The sequence below is a fragment of the Sulfurimonas sp. HSL1-2 genome (assembly GCF_039645565.1).
In the GTDB taxonomy this organism is placed as follows: domain Bacteria; phylum Campylobacterota; class Campylobacteria; order Campylobacterales; family Sulfurimonadaceae; genus Thiomicrolovo; species Thiomicrolovo zhangzhouensis.
Genome location: NZ_CP147914.1, coordinates 1,439,979 through 1,466,283, shown reverse-complemented (window position 1 = coordinate 1,466,283; position 26,305 = coordinate 1,439,979). Strand labels below are relative to the sequence as shown.

Genomic DNA, 26,305 nt, shown 5'->3' with positions numbered 1-26,305 from the left:
AACTATGAATAATGTTGTCACTATGTTGCTATAATGAATGACAGCAACACAACATTGTAAAGGTGCAGACGCAATGGGTGATTTGGCCAAACATTTTGATGTCCTGATCAAAAAACACTATTATATACATGAGCGCTACGGCGTCGACGTTACCTTCGCGCTGCTCTACCACGCCGAACCGCTTTCCATCGACGTCATCGGCGGTTTGCTTCGTCTGTCGGACCATCTGCACCAGGTTGACGAAAACCACTACTTTATCGTGTTTGATTTTACCAATCAGGCCAATGCCCACAAGGCGTCCCAGAATCTGCTCTGTAGGCTTGACGACCACTTCCGCGATACCGAAAGCTGCATCGCGCTCGACGCTTTCGATACGACAAAAAGTACGCCTATTGTCCTGCGTCGGCTGCAGCAGATCCTCTCCGAGGTACGCAAGCGCCCCCGTGTCCGCATCGACAACGAAACGATCCTCGACGGCCGTATGTAAACGGCCTTTTCATATTTTTATCGGTCAGTGAGAGGCGCGGCTACGCCGAGATTTCGGCGAGGGCTTTGAGGCCTTTGGGGGTCAGGTAGGGGCGCATCGCCCCCTGGACGTGCTGAAACATCCCTTCGAGATGGTACTCGTCCAGGGGATCGCCCAGGGTTTCGAGAAAGGGGATCCAGAACTGCGTCGCGAGCAGGGTCGTGTCGGCGAGATGCTCCAGGACGTTGTCATAGGGGACCTGAAGGTAGCCGTTGTCAACGAGGCCGGCGAGCACCAGGACGATGCGCCCGCGGTGGGCGAGGTTGTCGCGGATGTAGCGGGCCTTGAGTTCCGGGTCGCGCGAAAGCAGAAAGAGCAGCTCGCGGTGGAAAAAACGGTACGTCCAGTAGACATGCGCCAGGTGCGACATGTGCGCGTGGAGCGCCTCGATGGAGTCGGGCCGCTCCTGCGGTTCCAGCTCCGTCTGCGCCTGCATCTCTTCGTAGAGCCGCAGAATGATCGCTTCGCGGTTTTTGTAATGATAGTGGAGGTTGCCGGGGCTCATCCCGAGCGCCGCGGCGATATGGTTCGTCGTCGCGGCCTGGGTATTGCCTTCGTTGAAGAGCTTCAGCGCCCCGGCAAGAATCTTTTTTTTCGTTCCCATGGCGGCATTATAGCGGTTTGGCGATCCCCTCGAGCTCGATCGTCAGTTTCACGTCGTCGCCGACGGCAACCCCGCCCGCTTCAAGGACCTGGTTATAGGTGAGCCCGAAATCGCTGCGTTTGATCTTTCCCTCGAGAATGACACTGCTGCGCGTCATCCCCCAGGGGTCCTTGATGGTCCCGGACACTTCCGCTTCAAAGGTGACGCTGCGGGTAACGCCGTGCAGCGTCAGCTCACCGGTGATCGACTCCCCGTCAAACTTCGTCATCGTAAACGTAATGTCCGGATACTTGGCCGCATCGAAAAAATCGGCACTTTTGAGGTGGTCGTCGCGCTTGACGATCCCCGTATCGACGCTGGCGGTCTTGACGCTGCCCGTAAAGGATTTGAGGACAGTGCCCTCCAGGTCGTAACTGCCGCTGAAATCGGCAAAGTGGCCGTTGACGTTGCTGATCATCATATGGCGCACCTTGAAGCCCACGGTGGAGTGGGTCGGATCGACGTCGTACACGGCGCCGAAGAGCAGGGAGGACGAAAGGGAGATCGCCGCAGCGGTTCCCAGAATGCGAGTGGAAAGTTTCATTTCGAATCCTTTTAGTGTAAATACTCTAGAACTTTACTCCTTTTTTCGTTGCATGTCAAGAGTAATTACACTAATTTGATAATTTCTATCGAAAATTGCCTGCAAGAACGCGAAATGCAGATGTTCTCCTATATTAAGGAGGTGCCATGTCTCACGAAGCCGACTTCGAACTGAACAGGAAAGAGCACAAACCGCTTCAGGTCAACCCCATCAAACATTCGCAGCCCATGGGGGCGGCCCTGGCCTTTATGGGGATCCGCAACTGCCTGCCGCTGATGCACGCCTCGCAGGGGTGCGCGTCCTATACCAAAGTCTTCTATACCAAGCACTTCAATGAACCGATTCCCATGTACAACACCTCGGTCAGCGACATTACCGCGGTGCTTGACGGCGGGGACTACTCCATTCTGCTGGCCATCGAAAACATCACCAAGAAGAACAAGGGGATGAAGCCCGAGATCATCGGCCTGCATACGACGGGGCTGACGGAGACGAAAGGCGACGACGTCCGCGGTGTGGGGATGCATATCGAGATCCCCTACTGCTACGTCAACACGCCCGACTTCGAAGGGGGGATGGAGAGCGGCTGGGCCCTCACGGTGAAGGCGCTGATCGACCAGCATACCGCCCCGGCGACGGAGTGCAAACCCAACAAGCTCGTGCTGATGCCGCATGTGGGTATCCAGCCCGGCGAGATCGAGAAGATCAAGGCGATGTGCGAGGATTTCGGTTTCGAGACCCTGGCAATGCCGGATCTCTCCACCTCCCTGGACGGTTACCTCAGCGAGGGGCAGGGCAAGCTGGCGACGGGGTCGATCGGCATCGATGATATCGTGGCCCTCGGCGACACCGAGACCGTCATTACGATCGGACACTCCATGAAGGTCGGCGCGGAGGCGCTTCAGAAGAAGAACCCCGCCGTGCGCCACGTGCATTTCGACCATCTGATGGGGCTGGAAAATAACGACAATTTTGTCGCGGAACTGATGAAGATCCGCCAGATCGACCCGCCGCCGCTTGTCAAACGCTGGCGCGGCCGCCTGCAGGACGTCATGCTCGACAGCCACTTCCTGGTGGGATCGGCCCGTTACGTCATCACCGGTGAACCGGATGCGTGCATCGGTATCTGCGAACTGCTGCAGAGCGTCGGCGGCACCATCGATACGGTCGTGGCGACGACGTACAGCCCGGTGCTGGAGAAAATCACGGCCGAGCATGTCTTCGTCGGGGACCTCGAAGACGCGGCCGCGCACTTCAAAGACGCCGACCTGGTCATCAGCAACTTCCATGCGGAACGATTATTGCATATGGATGACAAATGCCATGCCGGACTGATGCTGCGCGGCTTCCCGAATTACGAGGAGCTCGGCAATCAGCTCAAGAGTGACCAGCTGTACGAAGGGAGCTGTTTCTTCCTTTTTGAAGCGGCGAATACGTTGCGGCATGTCATGCACGGTGAACACTAAATCGAATTGAAGGGGTCATGATGGGAGAAAGTACGAAGATCAGCGTTGAGACAACCGGAAAACTGGAAAACGCGATGAAAGTCGCTTTTGCGTCGAAAGACATGGAGACGGTCAACGCGCACTTCGGAGGGGCGAAGGAGTTCGTCGTGTACAACGTCTCCAAGGACGGCTATGAGCTTAACGGTGTGATCAAGTCGGATACGTCCGGCCTGACGGGCGACGACAAGACGGACTTCAAGGTGCAGTGCCTCGAAGGGATCAACATCATGTACGTCGAATCCATCGGCGGTACGGCAGCGGCCAAGGTGATCCGTGCGGGTATCAACCCGATGAAGGTACCCGACCCGCGCCGGATCGAAGAGATCCTGGGGGAACTGGTGGAGATGATCAACGGCAACCCGCCGCCGTGGGTCAAGCGGATCATCAACATGGAAACCAAAGAGGACCCGCGCCTGGCGCGCTGGGCCGTCGAATAACCGTCGCAAGACGACAAGCAACATCAAAAGAAGGAAAATAATGAGCGACACGGCACTTGAAATCAATGCATTCACCGAGGAGCTGATCCGTCAGCTGCGTGCGACAGACCAGTTTGGTAACTGGTCCAAAATGAGCGACGAGGAGCTGTTGACGAAAAAATACGTCAAAACGAAAGAGCAGCTCAAGGAGATCCCCATCATCGCGGATATCGACGAGATGCTGATCGGCGAGATCAAGATGATCTACAAGGCGATCGCCCTGCAGTTCGAACGCAAGACGGGCGTCATGTGCAACGTCGTTATGGAGATGAGCCATGAAGGGTTCGGACGCTGTATCGTCATCGCGGACAAGATCGTCCTGGTGGACAAGTATTTCAAAGACGCGCACCGCTTCAGCTTCCGCACCCTTGACAAACTGTACGAAGACGGTCAGAAACTGCTCGACAGAGCGTTCGAGATCTACGAACAGTACAAACCCTGCAAAGACAAAGCTTAATTACAACTAGGAGAGAGACATATATGGCAACAGTAGGTATTTTCGTCGGTAGCAGTACCGGTGCGACACAAGAAGTGGCGGAACTGCTCGAGGAGCAGTTTGAAGGCGCAGAACTGATCAATATGGAAGAGGATTTTGACGACCTCGAACAATTCGACGATTTCGACGTACTGCTGATCGGCTCCTCCACGTGGGGGCAGGGCGACCCGCAGCGTGACTGGGTCGATCCGATGATGGAGCTTGAGAGCGAAACCCCCGATTTCAGCGGCAAGAAAGTCGCGTTTTTCGGTGCCGGTGACCAGGATACCCACGGCGAGGAGTTCGTCAGTGCCCTGGTAAAGTTCAAAAAGCTCTTTACCCAGCTCGGCGCGGATACCGAATACGGTTACTGGCCGACGGAGGGGTACACCTATAAGTTCTCCGCCGCAGAGAAAGACGGCAAATTTATCGGTCTCCCGATCGACAAAGTCAACCAGGAAGACCTGACCGAAGAGCGCGTCAGCGCCTGGGCGGGACAGCTTAAGCAGGAGATGGGACTGTAAGACAAATTTGTCACCTTTTCAGTCCCTTAAATGATTCTTTTGACAAAAAACTAAAGAATCAAAATTGCAAATCACATAGAAAGGATAGATGATGGGTACACTCACAGAGTTTCAGTCGCTGACCGATGCCGAAGACTATTTTGATTTCTTCGATCTCGATTATGATGAGCGTCTCGTGTACGTCAAACGTTTTCACATTTTGAAGGAGTTTGGTGCAATGATGGATCGCGCCATCGGGAGCGATCTCGAGGGTGATGAGAAACTGCTCGAATACTACAAGTTTGCACTCATCACCGTGTACAAGAATTTCGAGAACGGTTACGCCCCGTCCGCGGCGGACGTCTGGGATATGTTCGGAAAAGAGAGCGCCTGCGGGACCTGTTCGACCTCGGAGAGCTGCAGCGACGTCGAAGAAGTGAGCAACGGCGTTCACGCCTGTACGAGCCAGGCGGATCTCAGCTTCAACTAAAGATGCGCTTCTCCCGGAATTCCGGATAGGCCAAGCGAACAAAATACAGGAGGTAAGCAATGGATGAAAATCAAATGTCGACTGCTGACAGCAAAATGATATCCCCCTCAAAGAAAGATGCCATTCTCCCGGTCTTCCGGATCGGCCAGCGGGTCAAAATCACGAAGGCGATCCGCAATGACGGCACGAACCCGTTCCACCCGCGTGACGGTATCCTCGTCGAACCGGGTGCCGAGGGGTACGTCACGAATATCGGTGACTTCCTGCAGGTGATCCGCGTCTACGACGTCAAGTTCATCGAAGAGGGTTCCACCTTCGGCTGCCGCGAAGGCGAGCTTGTTGCCGTCGAGGAGGAAGACGGCTACGACGAGGTAGAGGACGAGCTGCGCTGGATCCGCGAACACCGCGCCAAGCGCGAAGCAGAAAAGCTCGCCAAAGCCGCCGCAGAAAAAGAGGCTGCCGAATTCGCCGCAAAAGGGGCGCAATCCCAAGATGAAGGAGATATGGCCTGAATTTTGGGTATTGACGAACTTGATGCATCTGCCATGATGCAGCGAGGGATTAAAAGAAGGAGAACGACATGGCAAACGTCATTTTTTGCGGATTTGGCGATGGCATGGACAAGCGTGTACAGGCCCGTACCGGCGACGTGCTTCTGCGTGTAGCGGAGAGCAACGGCGTGAAAATCCCGACCGAGTGCAAGGACGGGACGTGCGGGAGCTGTGCGGTAAAGATCGAAGATCTCAGCGTCGAAGAGCCAATGAACTCTACGGCCGAAGATTATGATGCACATGCTCAGTCTTACTATATGGAAGACAAAGAGCTCGACACCCTGGTCGAAATGGGTGCGATTACGAAAAAGGAGGCGGAAGTTGCCCAGCAATTCAACCGCCAGACACCGATTCGTCTCGCATGCCAGTGCATTGTAAGAAGCGATATTATCGTTAAACCATTCGAGTAAAAAAAGGAGTTAAAGATGACAACACGTGTAGAAATTATGAACGACTTCCTGGCGATCAACGTCAAGCCGGGTAAAACGATTCAGGACATTGTTGAAGCGTCAGGTTCTGCCCTGCCGTTCGGTTGCCGTGACGGCGAATGCGGGACCTGCGTGGTCTTCGTTGAGTCCGGTATGGACTTCCTCAGCGACATGACGGACAAAGAAAAAGCGGTCATGAAAACGCTGAACGAATCCAGCCCGAAAGCACGTCTGGCCTGCCAGATGAAAATTGCCCAGCCCAACGGTCTGGTCCGCCTGAAGTACTAATCTTCCCGAAGGGTTTTCCCCTTCGGACTCCTTTTTCTTCTACATTTTCGAAACTTCTAGAACAAATTTTGCATTTTGTGCAATAAATGCACAAAATATATCCACATTTCCGTATCACAATATTTGCAGCAGGGGTATGATTAGACGATGAAACAAGCTTTAAACCTCAAACAGAAACAGCTGCCGCGCCTCTCCATGCAGACATGGCTGCCGCTGCTACAGTGTTCGCTTTCGGACCTGGACAAACACCTGCAGGTCATTTCGAGTGAAAACCCCTGTCTTGAAGTTTCGTCGGGATTCGAAGTCTCGGAGAGCTCTTCGGAACGATCGCATCGTGCCTACATGGAGTACCAGAACCATGTTTCCAACGCCTCCAGCGATGAAATCGAGTGGCTGAGCGTCTCGAGCCAGTCGCTTTATGAGAGACTCGACGAGCAGATCGCCGCACCGCTCTTTCCGACCCCGATCTCCCAGAAGATCGCCCGCCAGATCATCTACTATATCAGCGACGAGGGGTACTTCGAAGGCTCCGTCGAAGAGATCGCCGAACAGTGCGATACCGATGCGCAGCAGGTCGAGAAGGTACGTCAGCGTTTTGCCTACCTGGAGCCTTCGGGCGTGGGGGCAAAGGATTACAAAGAGTCGTTCCTCTTCCAGCTCAACGAGGTCGACATGGACGATGAGCTGAGCATTCTCGTCAGTGCGATGATCACCCGTTTCGAGTCAATGGAGAAGTTCGTCAACCACCCGCGCCTTCACGACGCGAAAGAGGTGATAAGCCACCTCAAGAACCCGCCGGCGCTGGAGTACATGGAGAGCGAGCCGCCGGTGCTGCCTGACCTCTACGTCGCCTTTCAGGGGGGCGAGTTCACCATCAAGATGAATAACGCCTTCTACCCCGACCTTAAAGTGACGCAGATCGACAAGTATGACAATTTTGCCAAACAGAAGTTCAAAGAGGCACGCGAGCTCGTCAAGCTGCTCGACCTGCGCAAGGCGACGCTTTACAACGTAACGCTGGTGCTGCTGGAGAAGCAGTACGCCTTCTTCATGGGCGGGGAGCTGCAGCCGCTGAAACTGCAGGACGTGGCGGACGAACTCGGTTTTAACGAATCGACGATCTCACGCGCCATCAGCGACAAGTACCTGGAGACGGAGCGGGGGGTGTTCGCCTTCAAGGATTTCTTCTCCAACGCGATCGGGAACGTCTCTACGGCGGAGATCAAACATTTCCTGGAGCGGCTGGTCAAAAGCGAGGATCATGACAAGCCTTTCAGCGACAAGATCCTGCATGAGAAGATCGAAGCGCGCTTCGGGATCTCCATGGTGCGGCGCTCCATCGCGAAGTACCGCCAGGAGCTGGAGATACCGCCCTTCAAAGAGCGGCGTTTCCTTTACAAACTGGCCGAGCGCTGAGGCTCAGCTCGCCGGGGTGTCGATGGCGGTGTAGTAGCTGTCAAAGTGCAGCGCGCGCTCGTCGTTGTCGCTGTGGCGCAGCGCCGCTTCGTTGATTTCGCCGGTGCGGATCCGTTCGACTTCCAGGACCGGCGTCACCCACATTTTGCCGCTTCCCTTGCCGAGATCGCGGGTATTGCAACGGATCGCCTCTTTGGCCGCCTCTTTGAAGAGTTCGTTCGAGACGACGATGTCGAGGCGGATGTTCTCATCGAGTTCGACGGGGCCCGCGTCGTCAAACGCCAACCCGCCTTTACCGATGACCTCGCTGATGGTGACGCCTTCGATAGCGTGCTCTTTGAGCTCCAGTAACACATCACTGAGGCAACTGCGGTTGAAGATGGCAGTCAGTTGGTACATGGCTGATCCTTTCATTGGATTACCATAGATACTGCATAAGGTATTCCTGACGTCGGAGGGTGACAATTTTGTCATCTCAGCGTCGTTTGCGCGGGGATGCTCAACTGGAACACCATTTGCATAATGGCCGGTAGAAATCTTTTTTAAAAGGGGTCACAAAATGGCTAGAGATGATTTGATCGGCGGAGCGCTCTGGGAGGAGTACTCAACCGAAGTACAGCGTAGAATGAACGATCCTATCAATATGGGAGAACTCACTGAAGCCGATGCCGGCGATGATAAACTCGTTATCGCCGATTTCGGTGCAGAGAGCTGCGGTGACGCCGTACGCCTTTACTGGCTGATCGATCCGGCGACGGACACGATCAAGGTCAGCAAATTCAAAAGTTTTGGTTGCGGTACGGCGATCGCCAGTTCGGACATGATGGCCGAACTCTGTATGGGCAAGACCGTCGACGATGCGCTGAAAATTACGAACATCGACGTCGAAAAAGCGCTGCGCGACGATCCGGATGTTCCGGCGGTTCCGGGCCAGAAGATGCACTGTTCCGTTATGGCCTACGATGTCATCAAAAAAGCGGCTTCCATCTACAAGGGTGTCGATATGGAGAGCTTCGAGGATGAGTTCATCATCTGTGAATGTGCCCGTGTCTCCCAGGATACGATCCTGGAGGTTATCAAGCTCAACAAGCTCAAATCCATCGAAGAGATCACCGACTACACCAAGGCGGGCGGTTTCTGTAAATCCTGTATCAAACCGGGCGGCCACGAGAAGAAAGACGTCTACCTCGTCGACCTGCTCTCCCAGGCGCTCGAGGAGCTCGCTGCCGAAGAGAAGAGCCGCAAAATCATCGAAGCGAAGGGCGACGGCACCTTCGAATCCATGGGCCTTGTCCAGAAGATCAAAGCGGTCGAGTCCATTCTCGAAGAGTATATCCGCCCGACCCTCAAGGCCGACGGCGGTGACGTCGAACTGCTTGACATCGTTGCAAACGAAGGCAAGTGGGATGTCCTCATCAAGTACCAGGGTGAATGTATGAGCTGTTCCATGAATACGACGACGACGCTGGCGGGTATCGAGGATATGCTCAACTTCAAACTCAAAGCTCCGATCAAGGTAATCGTTACTTAATGGCCACATACGCGACCAAAGAAGGCACATTCGGCTACCTGAAACAGTTCCCGAAATTCAGTCGGGACTTCTACCGCTTCAACGGCGAGGCATTTCTCTCGTCGATGGGGCTCGGGACCTTCCGCAAAGAGCCCTACCGCGAAGAGAACTACGTTCTCAACTATAAAGACGCGGTCAAGATGGCGGTGCAAAACGGCATCAACGTCATCGATACGGCGATCAACTACCGCTACCAGATGAGCGAGCGTGAGATCGGCGAGGCACTTGCCGAGCTTTTTGCAGAGGGCAAAGCAACCCGCGAACAACTGTTTATCACCTCGAAGGCGGGATTCATCCCCCTGGATTTCCCCTTCCCGGACCCTTACGACTGGATCAAGACGAATATGCTCGATGCGGGGCTCGCCGCCAAGGACGACATCGTCGTCGACCAGCACTGCATGAACCCGAAATTCCTGCGCTGGAGCGTTGAGACGTCGCTCAAGAACCTGGGCGTCGAGACGCTCGACGCGCTCTTCCTCCATAATCCGGAGACCCAGCTGGGGTACGTGGACTATATGACGCTCCGCCTGCGCATCGCAGAGGCGTTCAAGCTCTTTGAAGCGTTGGTGGCCGAAGGCAAGATCCGCCACTACGGTATCGCGGCATGGAACGGCTTTTTATACGAGATGGGGCACACGGAGTATCTCAGCCTCAAGGACATCGTCACCATCGCCGAAGAGGTCGGAGGGCCGGAACACCACCTGCGCTATCTCGAGATCCCGTTCAACCTCGCCAAAACGCATGCGTATACCTATGCCAACCAGAAGGGACCGGACGGCCGTTATTACACGCTGCTGCAGGCGGCGTACGGGTACGGCCTGCAGTGTTTCGCGGCGTCGTCGCTGCTGCAGATGAACCTCTTCAAGGGCAAGTTCGACATCCGTCTGGCCGAGATGATGGGCACCGGCGAACTCACCGATATTATCAGTGCACTGCAGTTCGCCCGTTCCGGCGGGATCCTGAGTGCGCTCTTCGGCGCCGTTGATCCGCAGCATGTCGAGGACAATCTGCTGCTGGCCTATGTGCCGCAGCTTCCCAAGGAGACGATGAACAAGGTCGTAAAGGGCGAGTATGCTGTATGATGTGATCGTCGTCGGAAGCGGGATCGCAGGTTTGCATGCAGCACTTTTTGCCAAACGCGCGGGCTGCCACGTCGCGGTCCTTACCAAGAGCAATCCGTTCCGTTCCAACTCCGCCGTAGCGTCGGGGGGGATCAACGCCGTCATCAACGTCAGCGAATACGATTCGGTCGAGCGTCACGTCAATGATACCTTCGACGGTTCGGACGGACTGGCCCACCTCGGGAATATCCGCAAGATGTGCGCCCAGGCGCCCGAGATCGTACAGGAACTCGGTGAGATGGGGGTCGGTTTCGATACGGACGAATCGGGGGCGTTCGCACAGCGTCCTTTCGGGGGTGCGAGCGCGAACCGCACCTGCTACATTGCCGACCGGACGGGTTCGGCCATCGTGCAGACCCTGCTGATGCAGTGCCGCAACGAAGGCGTGCACATTCTTGCGAACCACAAGTTCCTCAACATCTGCAGTTTCAAAGAGAAGCTCTCCGGTGTGACCGTGCTGCGCCGCCGCGATTCGCAGGTGATTGCGTTTGCCTGCAAATCGCTGATTTTGGCCGGCGGCGGGTACGCTGGGATCTTCCGCGGCCACTCCACCAACGCGCAGGAGAGTTCCGGCGACGTCATCGCGGCGGCGCTGCGGGCGGGGTTGCGGCTCTCCAACATGGAGTTCGTCCAGTTCCACCCGACGACGCTTGCGACGAACGGCTCGCTGATCAGCGAAGCGGCGCGGGGCGAAGGGGCCTACCTGGTCGACGAGACGGGGACGCGTTTCACCGACGAACTGCAGACACGCGACAAGCTCTCGCGCGCCATTACCGAACACATGCGCGAGGGCCACACGGTCTACCTCGACTTCCGCCATCTGGGCGAAGCCCTCATCGACGCCAAACTTCCCTCGGCACGGAAGATGGCCCTCAACGGCGCAGGGATCGATATCACCACCGAGCTGCTGCCGATCACGCCTTCGGCGCACTATACCATCGGCGGGATCTGGACGCGCGATGATACGTCCACGGACATGCCCGGGGTCTTTGCCTGCGGGGAGTGCGCGGTGACCGGCGTGCACGGTGCCAACCGCCTGGGCGGGAATTCCCTGCTGGAAGGGGCTTACTTCGGCCGCCAGGCGGGCATCGAAGCGGCGCGATATGCGCGCCGACGCGAGTTCCGTCCCATCGACTACCGGGATGTGGACAAGGAGAGCCGCCGCGTAGAGCTGATCCTGGAGGGAGACAACCTCTACAACATCAACGCCATGCGCAAGAATCTCGGCGAATCGCTCTTCCGTAACGCCGGCGTCTTCCGCAGCGAAGATACGCTCTCATCCGCCCTGGAGTACTCCCACTACCTCATGGGCAGAAAGCATGGGCTGCACTGTATTCACAAAGAACGGGAGAACAACGTCGAGCTGGCGTCGATCCTCGAGTTCGAGAACGCCCTGACCATCGCCGAGGCGATGATCCTCTCGGCGCTCAAGCGCAAAGAGAGCCGGGGGGTGCACTACCGCGTGGATTACCCCGAGCGCGACGACCGCTATTTCAATGCTGCTTCCTACATCAAACTGGTGGGGCGCGACTACCTGAAAATATCGTTCGAGCGGGTCGTGCGCGGCGGCCTGTGGCACCACACCAAAAAAGTTCTGGCTTCCCTTAAAGTCTGAGATCCATCTAACAACAAAGGAAAAACAATGGCTAAAGTAATGTTAAGAGACAACGGGGACGGACAGATCCTCTTCTATGTGGCAAAGAAGGACATGGAGGAGATCATCAAGGAGTTGGAGTTTGACACAGATGAAAAGTGGGGCGGTAATGTCAGCCTGACCAACGGGGACGTCTGGTACATCAAACCGGGGCCGAAAAACCTCCCCGACGAAGTCGACGCCAAGATCATTACCCGCGGCGACGACTGATCACGCTTTGGCGCGGTTACGGGCCTAGCGCCCGCCGAACGCCTTCTTCATGCGTTTGATACTGGACTGCTTTTTCTTCATCAGGTCCACCGTACACTCTACCTTACCGGCATCTGCCTCTTCACACATGGCGAAATTTCCGATATGCTGCGACAGCAGATCGTTTACGCCTTTATCGCTCTGAGCATCTTTGAGTTTGCTGCAAAATGCAGAATCGACACTGTCAATGAACTGTACTTTTCCGTCGGAAAAGATGATTTTTGTGGTCAAGGAACACCTCGTTAATAAAATAAACACGCAAAATATTACCACATAAAAAAGTAAATTGATCAAATAATATACAAATTAATTTCTGCAGATAAAAAAAAATATGTTATAGGGGATGCCGACCCCGAAAAACGGGGCCGGACGGCTGGGTCAGTGGCGGATGGAGAGGTTGTTCTGCTTGATCGTTCCGATGAGGCGGTTGATCTGTTCCATGCGTTCTTCCTCTTTTTTGATGCAGTTGATCGCGTCGAGGTTGAACTTGTCCAGTTTCTCGTCGAGATAGTTCGTGGTGAAACGTCCCTCGATAAAGTCCCGGTCGCGCACGATCGCTTTGTGCAGCGGGATGTTCGTCGGCAGCCCGTCGATGTAGAACTCGTCGAGGGCACGGCGCGCTTTGCGGACGGCCCCCTCCCAGTCCAGCGACCAGATAATGAGTTTGCCGATCATGGAGTCGTAATCCGGCGGGATGACGTAGCCGGCGTAGAGGCTGGTATCGAGGCGGACACCGGGGCCGCCGGGCGCCATGTAGTTCGTGATCTTCCCGCAGGAGGGGAAGAACTGCTTCTGGGGGTCTTCGGCATTGATACGGAACTCGATGGCATAGCCGCGGAAGATGATCTCCTCCTGCAGAAAGCGGAGCTTGTCCCCCGCGGCGATCTCGATCATGCGCTGGATGATGTCGATGCCGGAGATCAGCTCCGTGACGGGGTGCTCCACCTGGACGCGGGTATTCATCTCGATAAAAAAGACGGTGTCGCTTTCATCGACGAGAAACTCGATGGTCCCCACGCTCTCGTACCCCAGCCGGAACATCGCCTTGGTGGAGATGCGGAAGATCTCTTTGCGCACCGCGTCGTTCAGGCGGGGGGAGGGGGCAATCTCGATCACCTTCTGGTGGCGGCGCTGGATGGAGCAGTCGCGTTCGCCGAGGTGCACGACGTTGCCGTACTTGTCGGCGATGATCTGTACCTCGATATGGCGCGGGTTCTCGACGTATTTTTCAATAAAGACATCCCCCTTGCCGAAGAATTTTTTCGCTTCGTTCGTCGCGGAGTCGAAGAGTTCGTCGAACTCCTTTGCTTTGCGGACGATGCGCATCCCGCGCCCGCCGCCGCCGAAGGCCGCCTTGATGATGACGGGGAAGCCGATTTCCGCCGCGACCTTTGCCCCCTCTTTTTTGTCGGTGATGGCCGTCGGGGTCCCCTCGATGACGGGGACGCCGATCGCTTTCATCGCCGCCTTGGAGGCCGTTTTGTCGCCGAAGAGCATGATGTGCTCCGCTTTCGGGCCGATAAAGATGATACCGGCACGCGTACAGGCATCGGCAAACTCGGCGTTTTCGCTGAGAAAGCCGTAACCCGGGTGGATAGCGTCGCAGCCCGCTTTTTTTGCCAGCGAGATGATGCGGTCATAGTCCAGGTAGGCCTGCAGGGCGTTGCCGAGGATGGGGTAGGCCTCGTCGGCTTTGCGGACCCAGATCCCTTCGGCGTCGACTTCGGAAAACATGGCAACGCTGGTGATGTCGAGCTCTTTACAGGCGCGGATGATGCGCAGGGCGATCTCGCCGCGGTTTGCGACCAGAATTTTCGTAATCGTTTGCATTCAGACTCCGTTTCGGATGCCTCCGGGCATCCCGATTCAAAAAGATGGAGACATTTTAGAGGGTTCTCAAAATTATTTCTTTTGCTTTATTGCGTTTTATCTATTTTGATAATGTGAGTTTTTTTTCTATCTATTGTGAGTAAAATTGTCTATTATTGCTATAATGAACCTATGAGAAAAGAGACGCTTCAGAAACATACGAAGATCGCCAACGATATCCTCTACTATATCTATACCCATATCGAAACGCACATCGACCTCGAGGAGCTCAGCCGCGACCTCAAAATCAGCAAGTTTCATATGCACCGGATTTTCAAGGAGATGTTCGGCCAGAACATCTATGAAAGCATCAAGTCGATCCGGCTGCAGAAAGCCTCGAGCCTGCTGATCACCAACCGCTACTCGACAATCTCCGAGGTGGCAGCGCAGTGCGGGTACAGCTCGCATTCGTCGTTTATCAAAGCGTTCAGGATGCGGTTCGGCAAAAGTCCGAAACGGTGGCGGGAAGGGGGGTATAAAACCTATTCGGACCGGCTGCTCAGGCGTGCGGGGATTGAAACGGCGAAGCTCTCCGAATTTGACGGCATGGAGCCGGTGATCGAAAAGCGGCCGGAGCTGGAGAGTTACTATATCCGCCACAAAGGGTATGACAGCATGATCAAGCCGACGTGGCAGAAGCTGCAGACCTGGGTGCTGGATAACGGCCTGTCGGACTACCGTCAGATCGCGCTCTTTCACGACAACCCGACGGTGACGCCGCTGGAAGAGTGCCGCTATATCGCCTGTATCGTGACGGACGAGAAGGTGCAGAGCGACCGCCTGCCGAAGTTCAAGATCGCTTCGGGGATCTATGCCCGCTTCGACCTGCAGGGGCGCCACGAGGATTTCCTGCGTTTCATTCACTGGGTCTACCATGTCTGGCTTCCGCGCAGCGAATACGAAACGACGACGAAACCCTCCTACGCCGTCTACCGCAAGAACAACTTCCTCTCGGAAGACGGGACCTTCGATCTCAGCTTCTATATCTCGATACGTTACTGATTACAGGCCGTAGATAAGAGCAGCGGGGGCGCTGTAAAACACCATGGTCGCGCCGCAGCCGTTACAGGCAAGACTTGTGCGCAGCGCTTGAAGCTGTTGATGATAGTAGTGCATAGCCATTTATAACTCCTTGTTATAAGGAGAATGCAAACGGCGTTCCAGGGGTTTTGAGCGGCGGTAAACTACTGTTTTCGCCCGAGGAACCAGCTCTGCTTGTCATCGCGGCAGACCGGGGTGACGCCTTTGGCGCTTTTGCTGCAGCTCTCTTTTTTGCGTCCGAGGAACCAGGTGTCGTACGTCGCACCTATTGCCGGTGAGACCTGTGTGTTTTCCGATGTTGCGTGTGCCATGATAAATCTCCTTGGTTGGGGTTAAGACATCTAGATGTCGATGTCGTATTTTTTGATCTTGTAGCCGATCTGGCGCGGGGTCATGCCCAGCTGGGCCGCCGCCTTCGTCTGGATCCCGCGGTTCTCGATCAGCGCCTGGATGATGGACTCCTTCTCCAGCTCCTGCAGGGTCGCCTTGGTGACCGGGTGGGACTCGGCAGGGGCGGCGTGTACCTCTTCGGCAGGCGGCGGGGCTACCGGCGGCATGGAATGCACCGTAGGCTGCGCCACCGGTTCGGGGGCGGCGGTGTTGTAGAGTTTCTGGTAATTGAACGGCAGGACGTGGTTGAGCATCTCCGGCAGGACTTCGCCCTCGGGGCAGATGAGGACCAGGCGCTCCATCGTGTTCTGAAGTTCCCGGATATTGCCCGGCCACGGGTAATCGAGCAAGAGTTCCATCGCCGCTTTGGAAAGGCTCATGTTTTTGTTGTGCTCTTTCATGAATTTCTTCATGTAGTGCTCGATCAGCAGTTTGACGTCCTCGTAGCGTTCGCGCAGCGGCGGGAGGTTCAGCGGGATGACGTTGAGACGGTAGTAGAGGTCCTCGCGGAACTCCCCTTTTTTGACCATCTCTTCAAGGTTGCGGTTCGTCGCGGCGACGAGGCGGACATCGGTCTTGACCGTCTTGGTCCCGCCGACGCGTTCGAACTCCTGTTCCTGGAGGATACGCAGCAGCTTTACCTGGAGCGAGGAGGTGATGTCACCGATCTCGTCGAGGAAGAGGGTACCGCCGTCGGCCAGTTCGAAACGCCCTTTGCGCATCTCTTTGGCATCGGTAAAGGCGCCCTTCTCGTGACCGAAGAGCTCGGATTCGAGCAGGGTTTCGCTGATGGCGGCACAGTTGAGCTTAATGAAGGGGCCATTTTTGCGGCGGCTCAGGTTGTGCACCGCCGTCGCGATGAGTTCCTTACCCGTACCCGTCTCCCCGCGAACGAGGATCGTCGCATCGGTCGGGGCGACGGTCTCGAGCATGCTGAAGATCTGGCGCATTTTCGTGCTCCGCCCGATGATGTTCTCAAAGCGGTGCTCGCTGAGCATCTCCTCTTTATAGTACATCTTGAGCTGGTTGAGCTGCTCTTTTTCCTTGATGAAACGCTGCTGAATGGCAAGCGTTCCGCTGAAGAGCGAACCGACGATGGTGAGCATGCGGACGATCTCGTCGAAGTTCAGCGGCGTGTCCGGCCCGAGGTTGGCGGAGATGACCCCGGTCACGGCGTCGTCCTGGATAACGGGAACGGCGACATAGGAGACGGACTTGCTGTTGACGACGCCCATCTTGTTGAGGTAGTCGATGCTGTTGTGGATATTTTCGATGACGACGGGTTCGCCGCCGGCGGCGGCAAGGCCCGTCGCGCCTTCGCCGAGCTTGTAGGTCGCCATGAGGCGCTGCTGCTCGGTGAGGTCGATCGAGGCGTACAGTTCCAGAACCTCCTCTTCGTTGAGCAGGAAGAGGGCACAGCGTTCAAGATAGTTGTGACGCTTGAGCAGGCGCATTCCCTGTTCGATCGTCTCTTTGATATCCGTCGTGCTGGCCAGGATGACGGCAATCTCGTAAAGCAGTTCGATCTCTTTATAGGCAAAGGTCAACGAACAGGTTTTACATTCCGGCCTGTCGGGGATCGCTGGGGTGTCGTATATCATTACTGTTTTTCTTTCTTTTACGGGTTGTGGTTTCTACACACTTGCGTGAATCAATATTCAGGTGTTATTATAGACCAACCTGGTACCACAAACCGACAAATATGTAGTATAAAAAATAGGCATCCGTACATATTTTACAAGAACGTTTTTTGCATCTGATTGGCAAATCTCACAGAGGATATGTTATGGAAATCACGGTACACGGCACCCCGACACCCCTTATCGGAAAGCAGCCCAATGTGGGCGGAGAAGCCCCGGCAGCACGCATCACGAAGCTTGACGGATCACAGAACGTCATCGGCATGATCGCCCCCAATACCCAGTTGCTCATCGCCATTCCTTCGCTGAAAACGGAAGTCTGTTCCCTCGGCGCCAAAAAATTCAATGATCTGCTCAAAACGTACAAAAAGCTCAATGCCATCATGATCACGACGGATGACCTGGATTTCGTCAAGGATTTTGCTGAAAAAGAGTCCATTGATGCCGCAGACCTCGTCGTCGACCCGGACCGCAACTTCGCCAAGAAGTACGGCCTGCTGATCAGCGAGGGCAAACTCAAAGACCGTATGGCCCGCGCCGTTTACGTTATTGACCGCGACGGCGTCGTCGCCTACCGCGAGATCGTTCCCGAGATCGTCGACGAAGTCAATTACGATGCCTGCATCGAGGTCGTTGACAAACTGGTCAACGAGAAGAAGACGGGGCACGGCCATTCGCACGAAGAGTGGATGAGCGTCTGATCCGCTTTTGAGATAAAGGAGGCCCTCATGGCAGAGAACTATATTGCGTGGCTGCTGGCACGCGGATTTGACCCAAGCGACCTGGAATCCCGGGCCTTCAACGGCAACACGCCGCTGCTGCAGGCGGCGCTGGAAGGCAACGATATGATGGTCGAGCGCCTGCTGGAAGCCGGTGTGGATCTCTATGCGGTCAACAACGATTTTAACGGCGTTATCTTCAACGCCTGTTATGCCGACAGTGCCGCGATCATTGCCCGCCTCTTTTCTGCCGGCGCGGATATCGACGACATCAACGAGAACGGCGAAACACCGCTGATGTACGCCGTCTCCGCCTCCCGTCTTAACAGCGTCAAAGCCCTTCTTTCCCTGGGCGCCGACAAGTCCATGCAGAACATGGACGGCTACTGCGCCATCGATTTCGCCGTTAACCGGGACGTCCTCAATCAGCTGCGCTATGCGTGAGCTCTATGACGCGACGGTGCTGACGCCGCTGCGCGTCGCCCGTTCCGGCGGCTATATCGACTGGTCTTCCCAGCCCTCCCTTTTCAAGCAGTACCCGGAGTTCCTTTACCGCGTCGGTTTCGATACGCACGAGGAGCTTTCGCCGCTGGGCCTGGCCCGCTGTGTCACGTTTGAAGGGAGCGTCGGCGGCAAACCCTACCTTCGCCTCAACACTCCCTCTGCCGGTAACCTCCACCCCGTGGAGCTCTATGTGCAGGTGCGCGGGATCAAAGGGATGCTCAGCGGGATCTACCACCTCGATGCCCTGAAGGGGGAGCTGGTGCTGATCCGCGAATGCGGTGCGGAGGGACTGGAACACTTCGTCGGGATGGAAACGCGCTTCGAGGGTTTCATTTTTGTCGTCAGTGTCGTACCGTTCCGTTCCGAATGGAAGTACGGCCACCGTGCCTGGCGCTACTGCTATATGGACGCCGGTCACCAGATCGGCGCGCTCTGTGCGGCCATGGATGTGCACGGGCTTGATACCGTGCTGCTGGACGATGTGGATTTCCCGGGACTGAACCATATGATGGGCTTCAAGCAGCAGGAGTTCGTCTGCTCGGTCATGGCCGTGGGGAAGGCGGGTGAAAAACCCGCAAAGCTCCCGAAAGCGCCGCTGATGCAGGTGGCGCCGACCGATTACGACGAGAGCGACGGGGTCGTTCCGGGCTGGATCGTGCAGCATCACCCCGTCGGCAGGACCCTGCCGCCCCGGATGCGCAGCACCGACGCGACCCTGCAGCGCGCCCGGCGATCCGCCCGCGTCTTTGCCGGAAAGGCGATGCGCGCGGAGGCATTTGAACGCATTATGCATACGCTCACGCGAACGCCGGAGTGGCTGAACGCCTACGCGATCGTGCTCCGGAATGACCGCGCCCCGGCCGGTCTCTACCGCGGCGGCGAACAGCTTAAGGCGGGCGACTTCGCCGAGACGGCGGCCTCGATGCTGGTCGACCAGCGTTTCGTTGCAAACGCGGAGATCGTCATGGTGCTTAGCAGCGCGCAGTACGATGCGGACCTGCAGATGGCCTCGGCCGCCTTTGCGCACGGCCTCTCGCTGGACGCCGCCGCCCTGGGCGTCGGCTATACGGCCATCGGGGCCTTTTACGATAAGAAGCTGCAGACCTTTTTGGAGACGCCGGAACACATACTCTACGTCGGCGTCTTCGGTCTGGAACGGTAGGGTGGATGGAGGTACCCTTAATATGAATGTCAAAAAGATGAACAAAGCACACAATGCCGAAGCACAGAAGATCCTGAACATCTACCGCTTCTACCAGAAAGACGGGAATCTTTATCTCACCGCGGACGACGAAACGCTCGATGCCATTTTCGAGGCGGTCGTCGACGCCATCAACGACTGCGGCCCGCTCAAGGCGACGCTTCCCTACAACGAGTTCGTGCATCCCAGCAAGATGACGGCGGAGGGGGACCCGGGCTGGGTCGGCCATTTCGAGGAGCGCGACAACCGCCGCTTCTTCCTCAGCGACATTCACGACTATCTCTATCTGCTCTACGGCAGACAGTAGAACGGTACTTGCATGCTGATGCGTTATATACAAGGAGATTCCATGACTGCGATCATGCCGCCTGAACATGTCAAAATGTATGAAGACGTCAAGACACTCCTCTCCGCGTATGCGGTCAACTACTATGCCAAAACCGTCCTTGCACCCCTGGTCGCGCAGAAGTCGCTGCTGATGGACCACCTGTACGAGGACATGGGCTTTCACAGCCGCACGGAGATGGGGGCGTTCATGAAAAAGAACTTCCCGAAGCTGGCGGAGGAAAAGCCCAAAGACAAGCTTTGGAAAAAATACATCTATGACCGGGTCGGCTCCATCGCGCCGGCCTGCGCCACCTGCGATGATCAGCTCACCTGCTTCAAATGCATGGTTAAAGAGCTGACTGCCTGAACCCCCGGGCATCCGCACGTTAAATACTGAAAGGAACGCTAACCCTCAATGACGACACCATCCATTTCAACCACGGAACTTTACGACCATATCGATACGCTGATCAAAACGGATACGCCGCTTTTTATCCACGGCAGCCCCGGAATTGGGAAATCCTACATCGTCGCCGACGTGGCCGAGAAGAACAAACTTGAACTGGTGGATGTGCGCCTGTCGCAGATGGACCCGGTCGACCTGCGGGGCGTCCCGGCGATCCGCGACGAGCAGACGGTCTGGATGCCGCCGGTCTTTTTCCCGAAAGACCCCGACTCCGAGGGGATTCTCTTTCTCGACGAACTCAACTCCGCGCCGCCGTCGGTCCAGGCGGCCATTTACCAGCTCGTGCTCAACCGCCGCATGGGCGAGTACGACCTGCCCGCAGGGTGGCGGATCATCTGCGCGGGGAACCGCGTCAGCGACCGCGGGGTCGTTTTCCGCCTGCCGACGCCGCTGGCCAACCGGATGGTACACTTGCATGTCCAGGCACGCTTCGACGACTTCAAGCTCTTCGCGCTGAAATCGAAACTGCACCACTTCGTCATCGGTTTCCTGGGTTTCCGCCCGGACCTGCTCTCGACTGAACCGGTCGTCGAGGACGACGCCAACCCGGCCTTCGCGACGCCGCGCAGTTACCACATGCTCTCGAACATCCTGAAGTCCAGCCTCGATATCGGCAAGATCGCCCCGGTCATCTACGGCACTATCGGCTACGCCGCCGGGATCGAGTTCGTCTCCTACGTCAAGGTCTACGAGGAGCTGCCGGATGTCGCGGCGATCTACGAGGGGCACTACCCGCAGATCGAGAACCAGCCGGCACTGCTCTACGCGCTCGTCTCCGCGCTTGTCGAGTACTACAACGGTTCCGACACTCACAAAGACCACCTCTTCGCCTACAGCGAAACCCTCCCGACGGAGTTCGGCGTTATGCTCGTAAAAGACGTCATCGTCAAGGACGAATCCATCGCGACCCACGGCGCCTTTGACGCCTGGCTGGCGAAGTACGGGGAATATATTCTCTAAACCGTTTCGCTGCGCTTCGCGCGCATCTTCTCCCCTCTAACTTTTTTGGCACTAAGATGCAAAGTGGTATATTGTCCGATAAATGATTGCATTTGTCTTGAATGACAATGACGCAAGTGACTCGGAGCAATGAAAAAACATTTTGTGCTGATCACCTTTTCTCTTCTCTTTCTACAAGGGTGCGGTTACTGGGTGACAACGGTGTATGACCACTGTACCACTCCTTCCGATATGTTTATAAAGGACATATCCGGCGCCTATATACTCGACCGCTCCATAAAATACGTCAGTGAACTTTCCACACTGGAAAACGATGAAATCAACGGCAAGTTCGAGTTGTGTATCGGACGACGTTGCCCTGATGATTATGGGAATTACCGTCCGGTAAAAGTCGTTTCGCCAAAGGCAAAACTGACCGGAAGGATGCGGAAAATCGCTCCGAAGTTGCTGTTGAGCGCCTTCTTGAGCAAGTCGGTTCATGTCGAAGCGATTGTAGACGGCAGACGCGTATGGGTAAGGCCTTTTGACATCGAAGACAAGTTCCTGATGCAGGATACAAATGCGTCGTTGATTCTGCATCATAAAGATTCCATCTTCACATTTCAGTGCCCCCTGGACGATCCAATCGTCATCGACAACGAACTCAGCTTGTAAGAGGGCTATCAAGAGTTGAGGTCACGATCCCCCACGATTTTTTTCTATGCTTTTCCTATCTAAATGAAAAAAGGATAGAAGATGCGATACATTCTACTTGCACTCATCCCACTGCTTTTTACCGGCTGCGTCATCCGCGCGCCGTACGCTTACAGAGGTGAACCGGTCATCTATTACGAGTCCGGATACCCGTCAGGATATTACGAAGAGGGCCGAACCGTCTATAAACGCAGCAACGGCCATGGCCACGCCTACGGACACCATAAAGAGTACCGCCACTAATACCTCTCCCGGGACGTTTTCCTTCGTCCCACACTTCTTTTTCTGTATTAATTAGTTTTGTTTTGTGTTAAGTTGATAGGTGGTATATTGATTCGAATCTATATACGAAATGTATGATTAACACGATTTTTCAATAGATAATTGAACATTTTGTACGTTGAATAGAGAGTTAGCTTCGTAGAAATTACATATATAGGGAAAGTAAAACATGAAAAATGATTCTTTAGATAGGGATACTCTGGTATTTGATAATGAGGATTTTTCACTTATTGAAAGTGAATTGGATCACTACGAAAAAATGGACACAATAAGAATCGATGTTAATCAGGGGTTAGAAGAAGCTCTATCAGAAATGGATTCGCTTAAAAAGCAACTTTCCACAAATGAAGGAGACACTTTAATTGAGTGCTGCAAATCTTCTATCATGGATACGATAACTGGTCAGTTCGGTTTAGCAAGCATGTTCATTGATTGCAAAGACGGTGGCAATGTCACTACAACACATAACTTTGAAAAAGGTATTACAGCAAACGATGTTGATAAAGCGAAATTCGATGATTTCAAATCAAACCATGACGGAAGTCGACAATGGTCTGACGTGAGGAAAAAAACAGGTTATGATGATCCATTGCCAGGCAAGCGAAAACAGGCGTTTCAAACACAAAATGAGATAATTGATGCATATACAGGTCGTCCATTGCCAAAAGATGGACGTGCTCACCTCGATCATATAGTATCCGCAAAAGAAATAGAAAGCAATGCAGCTGCAAATTTACATATGAGCCCTGAAGATCGGGCGAAAATGGCTACAAAAGATTCAAATCTGGCTTTTACTGATGGCAGTGCCAATCAGTCAAAAGGCGATCAAAAAATGAAAGAATGGCTTGATAGTTCAGACAAAAAAACTGAAGGAACTAAGGCAGAGAGATTTGGTATTGACAAAGATGCTGCCTTGCAAAAAGACAAAAAAGCGCGAAAAGAAATTAAAAAAGAAATCAACAAAGAAGCATTCAAAAAATACTCTAAAGAGCTGTTAGTCACTGGTGGAAAGGATGCAGCTAAAATAGCCGCTTATTCGGCCATTGGAGTGGTGCTTCGTGAATTTGTTCAAGCTCTGTTTTTGGCGGTCAAAGAAACGTTTTCTAATCGAGGAAATGAATCTTTAAAGGATGTATTTATTCGATTTAAAACAAGAATGTCAGAGGTTGTAGAAAACTTAAAAAAGAAATGGAAAGATATTTTCACCGACTCAATTGAAGGTGGTTTAACGGCATTTTTTTCAAACCTTTTAGTTTTTGCAGTCAACCTTTTTGCGACAACATTAAAAAAAATTGTCCATATGATCCGCGCTGGGTTTGTCTCACTCGTTCAAGCGGTAAAAATTATGGTGAACCCACCTGCTGGCATGACTCAAGATGAGGCAAACTACCAAGCAGTAAAAATCATGGTGGCAGGATTAATTGGAGCCGCTTCGTTAGGCTTGAGTGCTGCTGTTGAGAAATTCTTACAATCAATTCCTGGTCTCCAGCCCATTATGATGTTTCCCTTACCGTTTATTGATCAAACCGTAAGTGATGCTTTGGCCGTTACTTTAACAGGAATTATGGGTGGTCTGCTGACGACAATAGTTATTTATGCTATGGATAAATTTCGGAATGAAGGCAAGAAAAGCAAAATCCAAATTCAACTGATTTATCAGAGTGGAGTTGTTGTAGAGTACAAAACTGTACAAAGTTGGTTTGTTTTGAAAGATGCATATGAGTTTCTTCAAGAATCCGTTGAACAAACCGTTGAGACACTTGTTGTAACACGAAATATAATTATAGAATCGGAAAACCAAGTAGCAGAAGCTCGTGCTGGGCTTGAAAGCGCAATGGATAAGCTTAGAAAAAGAAATAACTAATTATAAAAACAGGAGATACTTATAATGGAAAGTTCTGAACAAGAAACTAATGGAGATATTGAAAATGTCGCTTCAACTGCCGAAACATTGATAAAGACAGAAAACCTGCCAATTAATATTTCAGATAAGGCTTTATTAATAGAAGCTAGTGATAAAGCGGTTGAAATCTTTAAACATATCAAAAAAGTTTCTGAACGCATACAAGAAGCTAAACAAGATTCTGAACGTGCCAAAAACATGGAGTCAGGCTGGTTTGGCAAAACAGGAAAGAAAACTGATGCGACGGCTACTGCACTGGTAAGAACTAATGAAGCCATAGTTGAAATGAATGACCTGATTCAGGAAGCCGTCAAATTTTCTTGTCGTTCTGTTGAATACTCAACAGTTATGATTCAAGCAATGTCTCAATTGATTGCAAATGGCTTCAAAAATAGCAATGGCGAAATTATCAAATTAAATCAATCTGGTGAAGAATTTGCAAATATCATTCTCTCTCAAGCTGATGAGTTTACAAATAAACACTTAGAAATCAAGAGGCTTCAGGAACAACAGCAAAAAGATGTTGTTGATCTAAAAAACCACAGTGATATTAACGATGAAAAATTAGCATCAGAAATTTTACGGCTAGAGAAAGAATCTCATAAAAAAGATGCTGAACTATCTGATGAGATTCACCAAAAAACTACTTTAATATTGAATAAAAGTGATGAAAAGGATGCACTGCACGACCAACAAATTGGAGAGCTCCACGAAAAAACTTCAGAAGTCTCATTTCAAAGTGATGCAAACGATTTGAAGCATGATCAGCAGATTAAAGAATTATTTGACCTTGTAAAGAATCTACAGCAAAAAAATGCGGAAAACGAGAAAGCTAAAACAACATACCAGTGGCTCACAGTTATTTCATTATTGATTTCTACTGTGGCAATAGTTCTTGTCACCGTCAAGTGATCAAAAAACTCTCATTAGCTAACAAATCGTTGCACACCAATAAATGCCTCGCAGGCATTTATTGGTGAACTCAAACGTTAGATAGTCTATAGGAAGTCTGTATGGCAAACGAATGTATTTCTATTGTAAAAGACATTGTAGTTGCATTATCAGCTGCTGGTGCAGCATTGATTGCTTACAAAGGTCTTAGTACTTGGCAGAGAGAACTCAAAGGGAAATCAGAGTATCAACTCGCAAAAGATGTTTTACGTTCTGCTTATAAAGTCAGAGAAGCCTTTAAGCATGTCAGAAACCCTGCAATTTATGTTTATGAATATCCTGAAGACATGTTAGATCAAATAGGTCAATTAAAAAAAGAACATCGTTACGCAGGGACTGCTCATGTTTATGAAGTTCGTTGGAAAAAGCTTGATGAAGCTTTTGCAGAATTAGAAGAAAAAAATTTAGAAGCTCTTGTCGAATGGGGCTCAGAGCATCAAGACACAATAGTTCCCTTAAGAAAATGTAGAGCAGAGTTGCTCATAGCATTACAGGATCTCTTAGCTCGATATAAAAACCCACATCAAGAAAACTGGAAAAATCGCGAAGAAAAAGCAAATGAGCGATCAACTTTGTATCACTTAGGTGAAGAATCTGAACTTGACAAGTTTACACCTCAAATAAATTCAGCAATAGAATTATTTGAAAAATGGTTACGACCACATGTTTCTCGAAAACATTAAAGAATCTAACAAACCAAAGGAGACCAATCAAAAACCCGCGGGCGGCTTTTTGATTGCTCATTTCAAACGTTAGGGGAATCATGCAAAATCGGTTTGAAGAAAAACCCACATTATTTGTGACAGTTGTTCTTTCTCTAGTCCTCGCAATAGCCTTGAGTCTAGTTTATGCAAGTCGGGAGAACTATTTTGCTGAAACCAGTGCTATATTTACATTCATTTTATCACTTGCGATTTCTT

The 26,305-nt window shown here is 53.1% G+C and carries 33 protein-coding genes; 26 read left to right on the top strand and 7 right to left on the bottom strand.

Features of this window, described 5'->3' with window-relative positions; genetic code table 11:
* The first annotated feature begins 73 nt into the window (after positions 1-73).
* Positions 74-487, top strand: a complete 414-nt coding sequence (locus WCX18_RS07520; RefSeq protein WP_345987010.1) for a hypothetical protein — start codon at positions 74-76, stop codon at positions 485-487.
* Between the two features lie 40 nt (positions 488-527).
* On the opposite strand, the gene WCX18_RS07515 is transcribed toward WCX18_RS07520, so the two are convergent.
* Together WCX18_RS07515 and WCX18_RS07510 are read right to left on the bottom strand one after the other, a co-directional pair.
* Complete coding sequence (locus tag WCX18_RS07515; RefSeq protein ID WP_345987009.1) at positions 528-1,130, bottom strand: TetR/AcrR family transcriptional regulator; 603 nt, start codon at positions 1,128-1,130, stop codon at positions 528-530.
* A gap of 7 nt (positions 1,131-1,137) precedes the next feature.
* Positions 1,138-1,713 carry a YceI family protein gene (locus tag WCX18_RS07510; protein ID WP_345987008.1) on the bottom strand — a complete coding sequence of 192 codons (576 nt, stop codon included), beginning with the start codon at positions 1,711-1,713 and terminating at the stop codon, positions 1,138-1,140.
* Between the two features lie 146 nt (positions 1,714-1,859).
* Between WCX18_RS07510 and nifN the strand changes: the two genes are divergently transcribed.
* The 9 genes from nifN to rpoN all read left to right on the top strand — a co-directional run bounded on the left by nifN (position 1,860) and on the right by rpoN (position 7,845).
* Complete coding sequence (gene nifN, locus WCX18_RS07505; protein ID WP_345987007.1) at positions 1,860-3,179, top strand: nitrogenase iron-molybdenum cofactor biosynthesis protein NifN; 1,320 nt, start codon at positions 1,860-1,862, stop codon at positions 3,177-3,179.
* Between the two features lie 17 nt (positions 3,180-3,196).
* Positions 3,197-3,655 (top strand): nitrogen fixation protein NifX, encoded by a 459-nt coding sequence (gene nifX, locus WCX18_RS07500; protein WP_345987006.1) that lies wholly within the window; start codon positions 3,197-3,199, stop codon positions 3,653-3,655.
* A gap of 40 nt (positions 3,656-3,695) precedes the next feature.
* Complete coding sequence (locus WCX18_RS07495; RefSeq protein ID WP_345984514.1) at positions 3,696-4,151, top strand: NifX-associated nitrogen fixation protein; 456 nt, start codon at positions 3,696-3,698, stop codon at positions 4,149-4,151.
* 23 nt (positions 4,152-4,174) lie between these two features.
* Positions 4,175-4,693 (top strand): flavodoxin, encoded by a 519-nt coding sequence (locus WCX18_RS07490; protein WP_345987005.1) that lies wholly within the window; start codon positions 4,175-4,177, stop codon positions 4,691-4,693.
* An 88-nt stretch (positions 4,694-4,781) separates the two neighbouring features.
* Positions 4,782-5,162, top strand: coding sequence for a nitrogenase-stabilizing/protective protein NifW (locus WCX18_RS07485; RefSeq protein WP_345987004.1), 381 nt, complete (start codon positions 4,782-4,784; stop codon positions 5,160-5,162).
* A 59-nt stretch (positions 5,163-5,221) separates the two neighbouring features.
* Positions 5,222-5,674 carry a nitrogen fixation protein NifZ gene (locus WCX18_RS07480; protein ID WP_345987003.1) on the top strand — a complete coding sequence of 151 codons (453 nt, stop codon included), beginning with the start codon at positions 5,222-5,224 and terminating at the stop codon, positions 5,672-5,674.
* 104 nt (positions 5,675-5,778) lie between these two features.
* Entirely contained in the window at positions 5,779-6,123 is a 345-nt protein-coding gene (locus tag WCX18_RS07475; protein WP_345987002.1) for a 2Fe-2S iron-sulfur cluster binding domain-containing protein, read from the top strand.
* Between the two features lie 15 nt (positions 6,124-6,138).
* Positions 6,139-6,429, top strand: coding sequence for a 2Fe-2S iron-sulfur cluster binding domain-containing protein (locus WCX18_RS07470; RefSeq protein ID WP_345987001.1), 291 nt, complete (start codon positions 6,139-6,141; stop codon positions 6,427-6,429).
* A 147-nt stretch (positions 6,430-6,576) separates the two neighbouring features.
* Positions 6,577-7,845, top strand: coding sequence for an RNA polymerase factor sigma-54 (rpoN, locus tag WCX18_RS07465; RefSeq protein WP_345984508.1), 1,269 nt, complete (start codon positions 6,577-6,579; stop codon positions 7,843-7,845).
* A 3-nt stretch (positions 7,846-7,848) separates the two neighbouring features.
* Here the strand turns inward: rpoN and WCX18_RS07460 are convergent, their stop codons facing one another.
* Positions 7,849-8,244: a P-II family nitrogen regulator gene (locus WCX18_RS07460; protein ID WP_345984507.1), complete on the bottom strand. Its 396-nt coding sequence runs from the start codon at positions 8,242-8,244 to the stop codon at positions 7,849-7,851.
* 160 nt (positions 8,245-8,404) lie between these two features.
* Here WCX18_RS07460 and WCX18_RS07455 point away from each other — a divergent pair, with 160 nt between their 5' ends.
* The 4 genes from WCX18_RS07455 to nifT are packed head-to-tail and all read left to right on the top strand — an operon-like array spanning position 8,405 to position 12,400.
* Positions 8,405-9,376: an iron-sulfur cluster assembly scaffold protein gene (locus tag WCX18_RS07455; protein ID WP_345987000.1), complete on the top strand. Its 972-nt coding sequence runs from the start codon at positions 8,405-8,407 to the stop codon at positions 9,374-9,376.
* A complete protein-coding gene (locus tag WCX18_RS07450; protein WP_345986999.1) occupies positions 9,376-10,497 on the top strand; it encodes an aldo/keto reductase in 1,122 nt (373 codons plus the stop codon). Before WCX18_RS07455 ends, WCX18_RS07450 begins: the two co-directional genes overlap by 1 nt.
* The gene (locus WCX18_RS07445; RefSeq protein WP_345986998.1) at positions 10,487-12,151 is read left to right on the top strand and encodes an FAD-dependent oxidoreductase; all 1,665 of its coding nucleotides are present in this window, start codon (positions 10,487-10,489) and stop codon (positions 12,149-12,151) included. Before WCX18_RS07450 ends, WCX18_RS07445 begins: the two co-directional genes overlap by 11 nt.
* A 27-nt stretch (positions 12,152-12,178) precedes the next feature.
* A complete protein-coding gene (nifT, locus tag WCX18_RS07440) occupies positions 12,179-12,400 on the top strand; it encodes a putative nitrogen fixation protein NifT (RefSeq protein WP_345986997.1) in 222 nt (73 codons plus the stop codon).
* A 24-nt stretch (positions 12,401-12,424) separates the two neighbouring features.
* Here the strand turns inward: nifT and WCX18_RS07435 are convergent, their stop codons facing one another.
* Both WCX18_RS07435 and WCX18_RS07430 read right to left on the bottom strand, forming a co-directional pair.
* The gene (locus tag WCX18_RS07435) at positions 12,425-12,670 is read right to left on the bottom strand and encodes a hypothetical protein (protein WP_345986996.1); all 246 of its coding nucleotides are present in this window, start codon (positions 12,668-12,670) and stop codon (positions 12,425-12,427) included.
* 147 nt (positions 12,671-12,817) lie between these two features.
* Positions 12,818-14,269 carry an acetyl-CoA carboxylase biotin carboxylase subunit gene (locus WCX18_RS07430; protein WP_345986995.1) on the bottom strand — a complete coding sequence of 484 codons (1,452 nt, stop codon included), beginning with the start codon at positions 14,267-14,269 and terminating at the stop codon, positions 12,818-12,820.
* 171 nt (positions 14,270-14,440) lie between these two features.
* Here WCX18_RS07430 and WCX18_RS07425 point away from each other — a divergent pair, with 171 nt between their 5' ends.
* Entirely contained in the window at positions 14,441-15,310 is an 870-nt protein-coding gene (locus WCX18_RS07425) for a GyrI-like domain-containing protein (RefSeq protein ID WP_345986994.1), read from the top strand.
* A 182-nt stretch (positions 15,311-15,492) separates the two neighbouring features.
* Here WCX18_RS07425 and WCX18_RS07420 read toward each other — a convergent pair whose 3' ends face one another.
* Both WCX18_RS07420 and nifA read right to left on the bottom strand, forming a co-directional pair.
* The gene (locus tag WCX18_RS07420) at positions 15,493-15,660 is read right to left on the bottom strand and encodes a hypothetical protein (protein ID WP_345984499.1); all 168 of its coding nucleotides are present in this window, start codon (positions 15,658-15,660) and stop codon (positions 15,493-15,495) included.
* Positions 15,661-15,690: 30 nt separating this feature from the next.
* Entirely contained in the window at positions 15,691-17,340 is a 1,650-nt protein-coding gene (nifA, locus tag WCX18_RS07415; protein ID WP_345986993.1) for a nif-specific transcriptional activator NifA, read from the bottom strand.
* 185 nt (positions 17,341-17,525) lie between these two features.
* Between nifA and WCX18_RS07410 the strand changes: the two genes are divergently transcribed.
* From WCX18_RS07410 to WCX18_RS07360, 11 genes are all read left to right on the top strand, one after another.
* Entirely contained in the window at positions 17,526-18,080 is a 555-nt protein-coding gene (locus tag WCX18_RS07410; RefSeq protein WP_345984497.1) for a redoxin family protein, read from the top strand.
* A gap of 27 nt (positions 18,081-18,107) precedes the next feature.
* A complete protein-coding gene (locus WCX18_RS07405) occupies positions 18,108-18,542 on the top strand; it encodes an ankyrin repeat domain-containing protein (RefSeq protein WP_345986992.1) in 435 nt (144 codons plus the stop codon).
* Positions 18,535-19,764, top strand: coding sequence for a nitroreductase family protein (locus WCX18_RS07400; RefSeq protein ID WP_345986991.1), 1,230 nt, complete (start codon positions 18,535-18,537; stop codon positions 19,762-19,764). The genes WCX18_RS07405 and WCX18_RS07400 overlap by 8 nt, the downstream gene beginning before the upstream one ends.
* A gap of 37 nt (positions 19,765-19,801) precedes the next feature.
* Positions 19,802-20,110 (top strand): hypothetical protein, encoded by a 309-nt coding sequence (locus tag WCX18_RS07395; protein ID WP_345986990.1) that lies wholly within the window; start codon positions 19,802-19,804, stop codon positions 20,108-20,110.
* A 42-nt stretch (positions 20,111-20,152) separates the two neighbouring features.
* Positions 20,153-20,497 carry a nitrogen fixation protein NifQ gene (locus WCX18_RS07390; protein ID WP_345986989.1) on the top strand — a complete coding sequence of 115 codons (345 nt, stop codon included), beginning with the start codon at positions 20,153-20,155 and terminating at the stop codon, positions 20,495-20,497.
* Positions 20,498-20,545: 48 nt separating this feature from the next.
* The gene (locus WCX18_RS07385) at positions 20,546-21,556 is read left to right on the top strand and encodes a MoxR family ATPase (RefSeq protein WP_345986988.1); all 1,011 of its coding nucleotides are present in this window, start codon (positions 20,546-20,548) and stop codon (positions 21,554-21,556) included.
* Between the two features lie 129 nt (positions 21,557-21,685).
* Positions 21,686-22,210 carry a hypothetical protein gene (locus WCX18_RS07380; protein WP_345986987.1) on the top strand — a complete coding sequence of 175 codons (525 nt, stop codon included), beginning with the start codon at positions 21,686-21,688 and terminating at the stop codon, positions 22,208-22,210.
* 81 nt (positions 22,211-22,291) lie between these two features.
* Complete coding sequence (locus tag WCX18_RS07375) at positions 22,292-22,492, top strand: hypothetical protein (RefSeq protein ID WP_345986986.1); 201 nt, start codon at positions 22,292-22,294, stop codon at positions 22,490-22,492.
* A 208-nt stretch (positions 22,493-22,700) separates the two neighbouring features.
* Positions 22,701-24,395, top strand: a complete 1,695-nt coding sequence (locus tag WCX18_RS07370) for a hypothetical protein (protein ID WP_345986985.1) — start codon at positions 22,701-22,703, stop codon at positions 24,393-24,395.
* A gap of 24 nt (positions 24,396-24,419) precedes the next feature.
* Positions 24,420-25,346: a hypothetical protein gene (locus WCX18_RS07365; protein WP_345986984.1), complete on the top strand. Its 927-nt coding sequence runs from the start codon at positions 24,420-24,422 to the stop codon at positions 25,344-25,346.
* A 101-nt stretch (positions 25,347-25,447) separates the two neighbouring features.
* Positions 25,448-26,068, top strand: coding sequence for a hypothetical protein (locus WCX18_RS07360; protein ID WP_345986983.1), 621 nt, complete (start codon positions 25,448-25,450; stop codon positions 26,066-26,068).
* Positions 26,069-26,305: the final 237 nt, after the last annotated feature.

Excerpts from the sequence above, each read along its gene's own strand:
- WCX18_RS07450 (WP_345986999.1), top strand. The coding sequence starts at position 9,376 with ATGGCCACATACGCGACCAAAGAAGGCACATTCGGCTACCTGAAACAG.
- WCX18_RS07520 (WP_345987010.1), top strand. The coding sequence starts at position 74 with ATGGGTGATTTGGCCAAACATTTTGATGTCCTGATCAAAAAACACTAT.
- WCX18_RS07495 (WP_345984514.1), top strand. The coding sequence starts at position 3,696 with ATGAGCGACACGGCACTTGAAATCAATGCATTCACCGAGGAGCTGATC.
- WCX18_RS07455 (WP_345987000.1), top strand. The coding sequence starts at position 8,405 with ATGGCTAGAGATGATTTGATCGGCGGAGCGCTCTGGGAGGAGTACTCA.
- WCX18_RS07430 (WP_345986995.1), bottom strand. The coding sequence starts at position 14,269 with ATGCAAACGATTACGAAAATTCTGGTCGCAAACCGCGGCGAGATCGCC.
- nifT (WP_345986997.1), top strand. The coding sequence starts at position 12,179 with ATGGCTAAAGTAATGTTAAGAGACAACGGGGACGGACAGATCCTCTTC.
- WCX18_RS07380 (WP_345986987.1), top strand. The coding sequence starts at position 21,686 with ATGAAAAAACATTTTGTGCTGATCACCTTTTCTCTTCTCTTTCTACAA.
- WCX18_RS07385 (WP_345986988.1), top strand. The coding sequence starts at position 20,546 with ATGACGACACCATCCATTTCAACCACGGAACTTTACGACCATATCGAT.
- WCX18_RS07410 (WP_345984497.1), top strand. The coding sequence starts at position 17,526 with ATGGAAATCACGGTACACGGCACCCCGACACCCCTTATCGGAAAGCAG.
- WCX18_RS07445 (WP_345986998.1), top strand. The coding sequence starts at position 10,487 with ATGCTGTATGATGTGATCGTCGTCGGAAGCGGGATCGCAGGTTTGCAT.
- rpoN (WP_345984508.1), top strand. The coding sequence starts at position 6,577 with ATGAAACAAGCTTTAAACCTCAAACAGAAACAGCTGCCGCGCCTCTCC.
- WCX18_RS07375 (WP_345986986.1), top strand. The coding sequence starts at position 22,292 with ATGCGATACATTCTACTTGCACTCATCCCACTGCTTTTTACCGGCTGC.
- WCX18_RS07400 (WP_345986991.1), top strand. The coding sequence starts at position 18,535 with ATGCGTGAGCTCTATGACGCGACGGTGCTGACGCCGCTGCGCGTCGCC.
- WCX18_RS07490 (WP_345987005.1), top strand. The coding sequence starts at position 4,175 with ATGGCAACAGTAGGTATTTTCGTCGGTAGCAGTACCGGTGCGACACAA.
- WCX18_RS07460 (WP_345984507.1), bottom strand. The coding sequence starts at position 8,244 with ATGTACCAACTGACTGCCATCTTCAACCGCAGTTGCCTCAGTGATGTG.
- WCX18_RS07480 (WP_345987003.1), top strand. The coding sequence starts at position 5,222 with ATGGATGAAAATCAAATGTCGACTGCTGACAGCAAAATGATATCCCCC.
- WCX18_RS07370 (WP_345986985.1), top strand. The coding sequence starts at position 22,701 with ATGAAAAATGATTCTTTAGATAGGGATACTCTGGTATTTGATAATGAG.
- WCX18_RS07405 (WP_345986992.1), top strand. The coding sequence starts at position 18,108 with ATGGCAGAGAACTATATTGCGTGGCTGCTGGCACGCGGATTTGACCCA.
- nifA (WP_345986993.1), bottom strand. The coding sequence starts at position 17,340 with ATGATATACGACACCCCAGCGATCCCCGACAGGCCGGAATGTAAAACC.
- WCX18_RS07420 (WP_345984499.1), bottom strand. The coding sequence starts at position 15,660 with ATGGCACACGCAACATCGGAAAACACACAGGTCTCACCGGCAATAGGT.
- WCX18_RS07365 (WP_345986984.1), top strand. The coding sequence starts at position 24,420 with ATGGAAAGTTCTGAACAAGAAACTAATGGAGATATTGAAAATGTCGCT.
- WCX18_RS07485 (WP_345987004.1), top strand. The coding sequence starts at position 4,782 with ATGATGGGTACACTCACAGAGTTTCAGTCGCTGACCGATGCCGAAGAC.
- WCX18_RS07395 (WP_345986990.1), top strand. The coding sequence starts at position 19,802 with ATGAACAAAGCACACAATGCCGAAGCACAGAAGATCCTGAACATCTAC.
- WCX18_RS07515 (WP_345987009.1), bottom strand. The coding sequence starts at position 1,130 with ATGGGAACGAAAAAAAAGATTCTTGCCGGGGCGCTGAAGCTCTTCAAC.
- WCX18_RS07470 (WP_345987001.1), top strand. The coding sequence starts at position 6,139 with ATGACAACACGTGTAGAAATTATGAACGACTTCCTGGCGATCAACGTC.
- WCX18_RS07510 (WP_345987008.1), bottom strand. The coding sequence starts at position 1,713 with ATGAAACTTTCCACTCGCATTCTGGGAACCGCTGCGGCGATCTCCCTT.
- WCX18_RS07360 (WP_345986983.1), top strand. The coding sequence starts at position 25,448 with ATGGCAAACGAATGTATTTCTATTGTAAAAGACATTGTAGTTGCATTA.
- WCX18_RS07425 (WP_345986994.1), top strand. The coding sequence starts at position 14,441 with ATGAGAAAAGAGACGCTTCAGAAACATACGAAGATCGCCAACGATATC.
- WCX18_RS07475 (WP_345987002.1), top strand. The coding sequence starts at position 5,779 with ATGGACAAGCGTGTACAGGCCCGTACCGGCGACGTGCTTCTGCGTGTA.
- nifN (WP_345987007.1), top strand. The coding sequence starts at position 1,860 with ATGTCTCACGAAGCCGACTTCGAACTGAACAGGAAAGAGCACAAACCG.
- WCX18_RS07390 (WP_345986989.1), top strand. The coding sequence starts at position 20,153 with ATGACTGCGATCATGCCGCCTGAACATGTCAAAATGTATGAAGACGTC.
- nifX (WP_345987006.1), top strand. The coding sequence starts at position 3,197 with ATGATGGGAGAAAGTACGAAGATCAGCGTTGAGACAACCGGAAAACTG.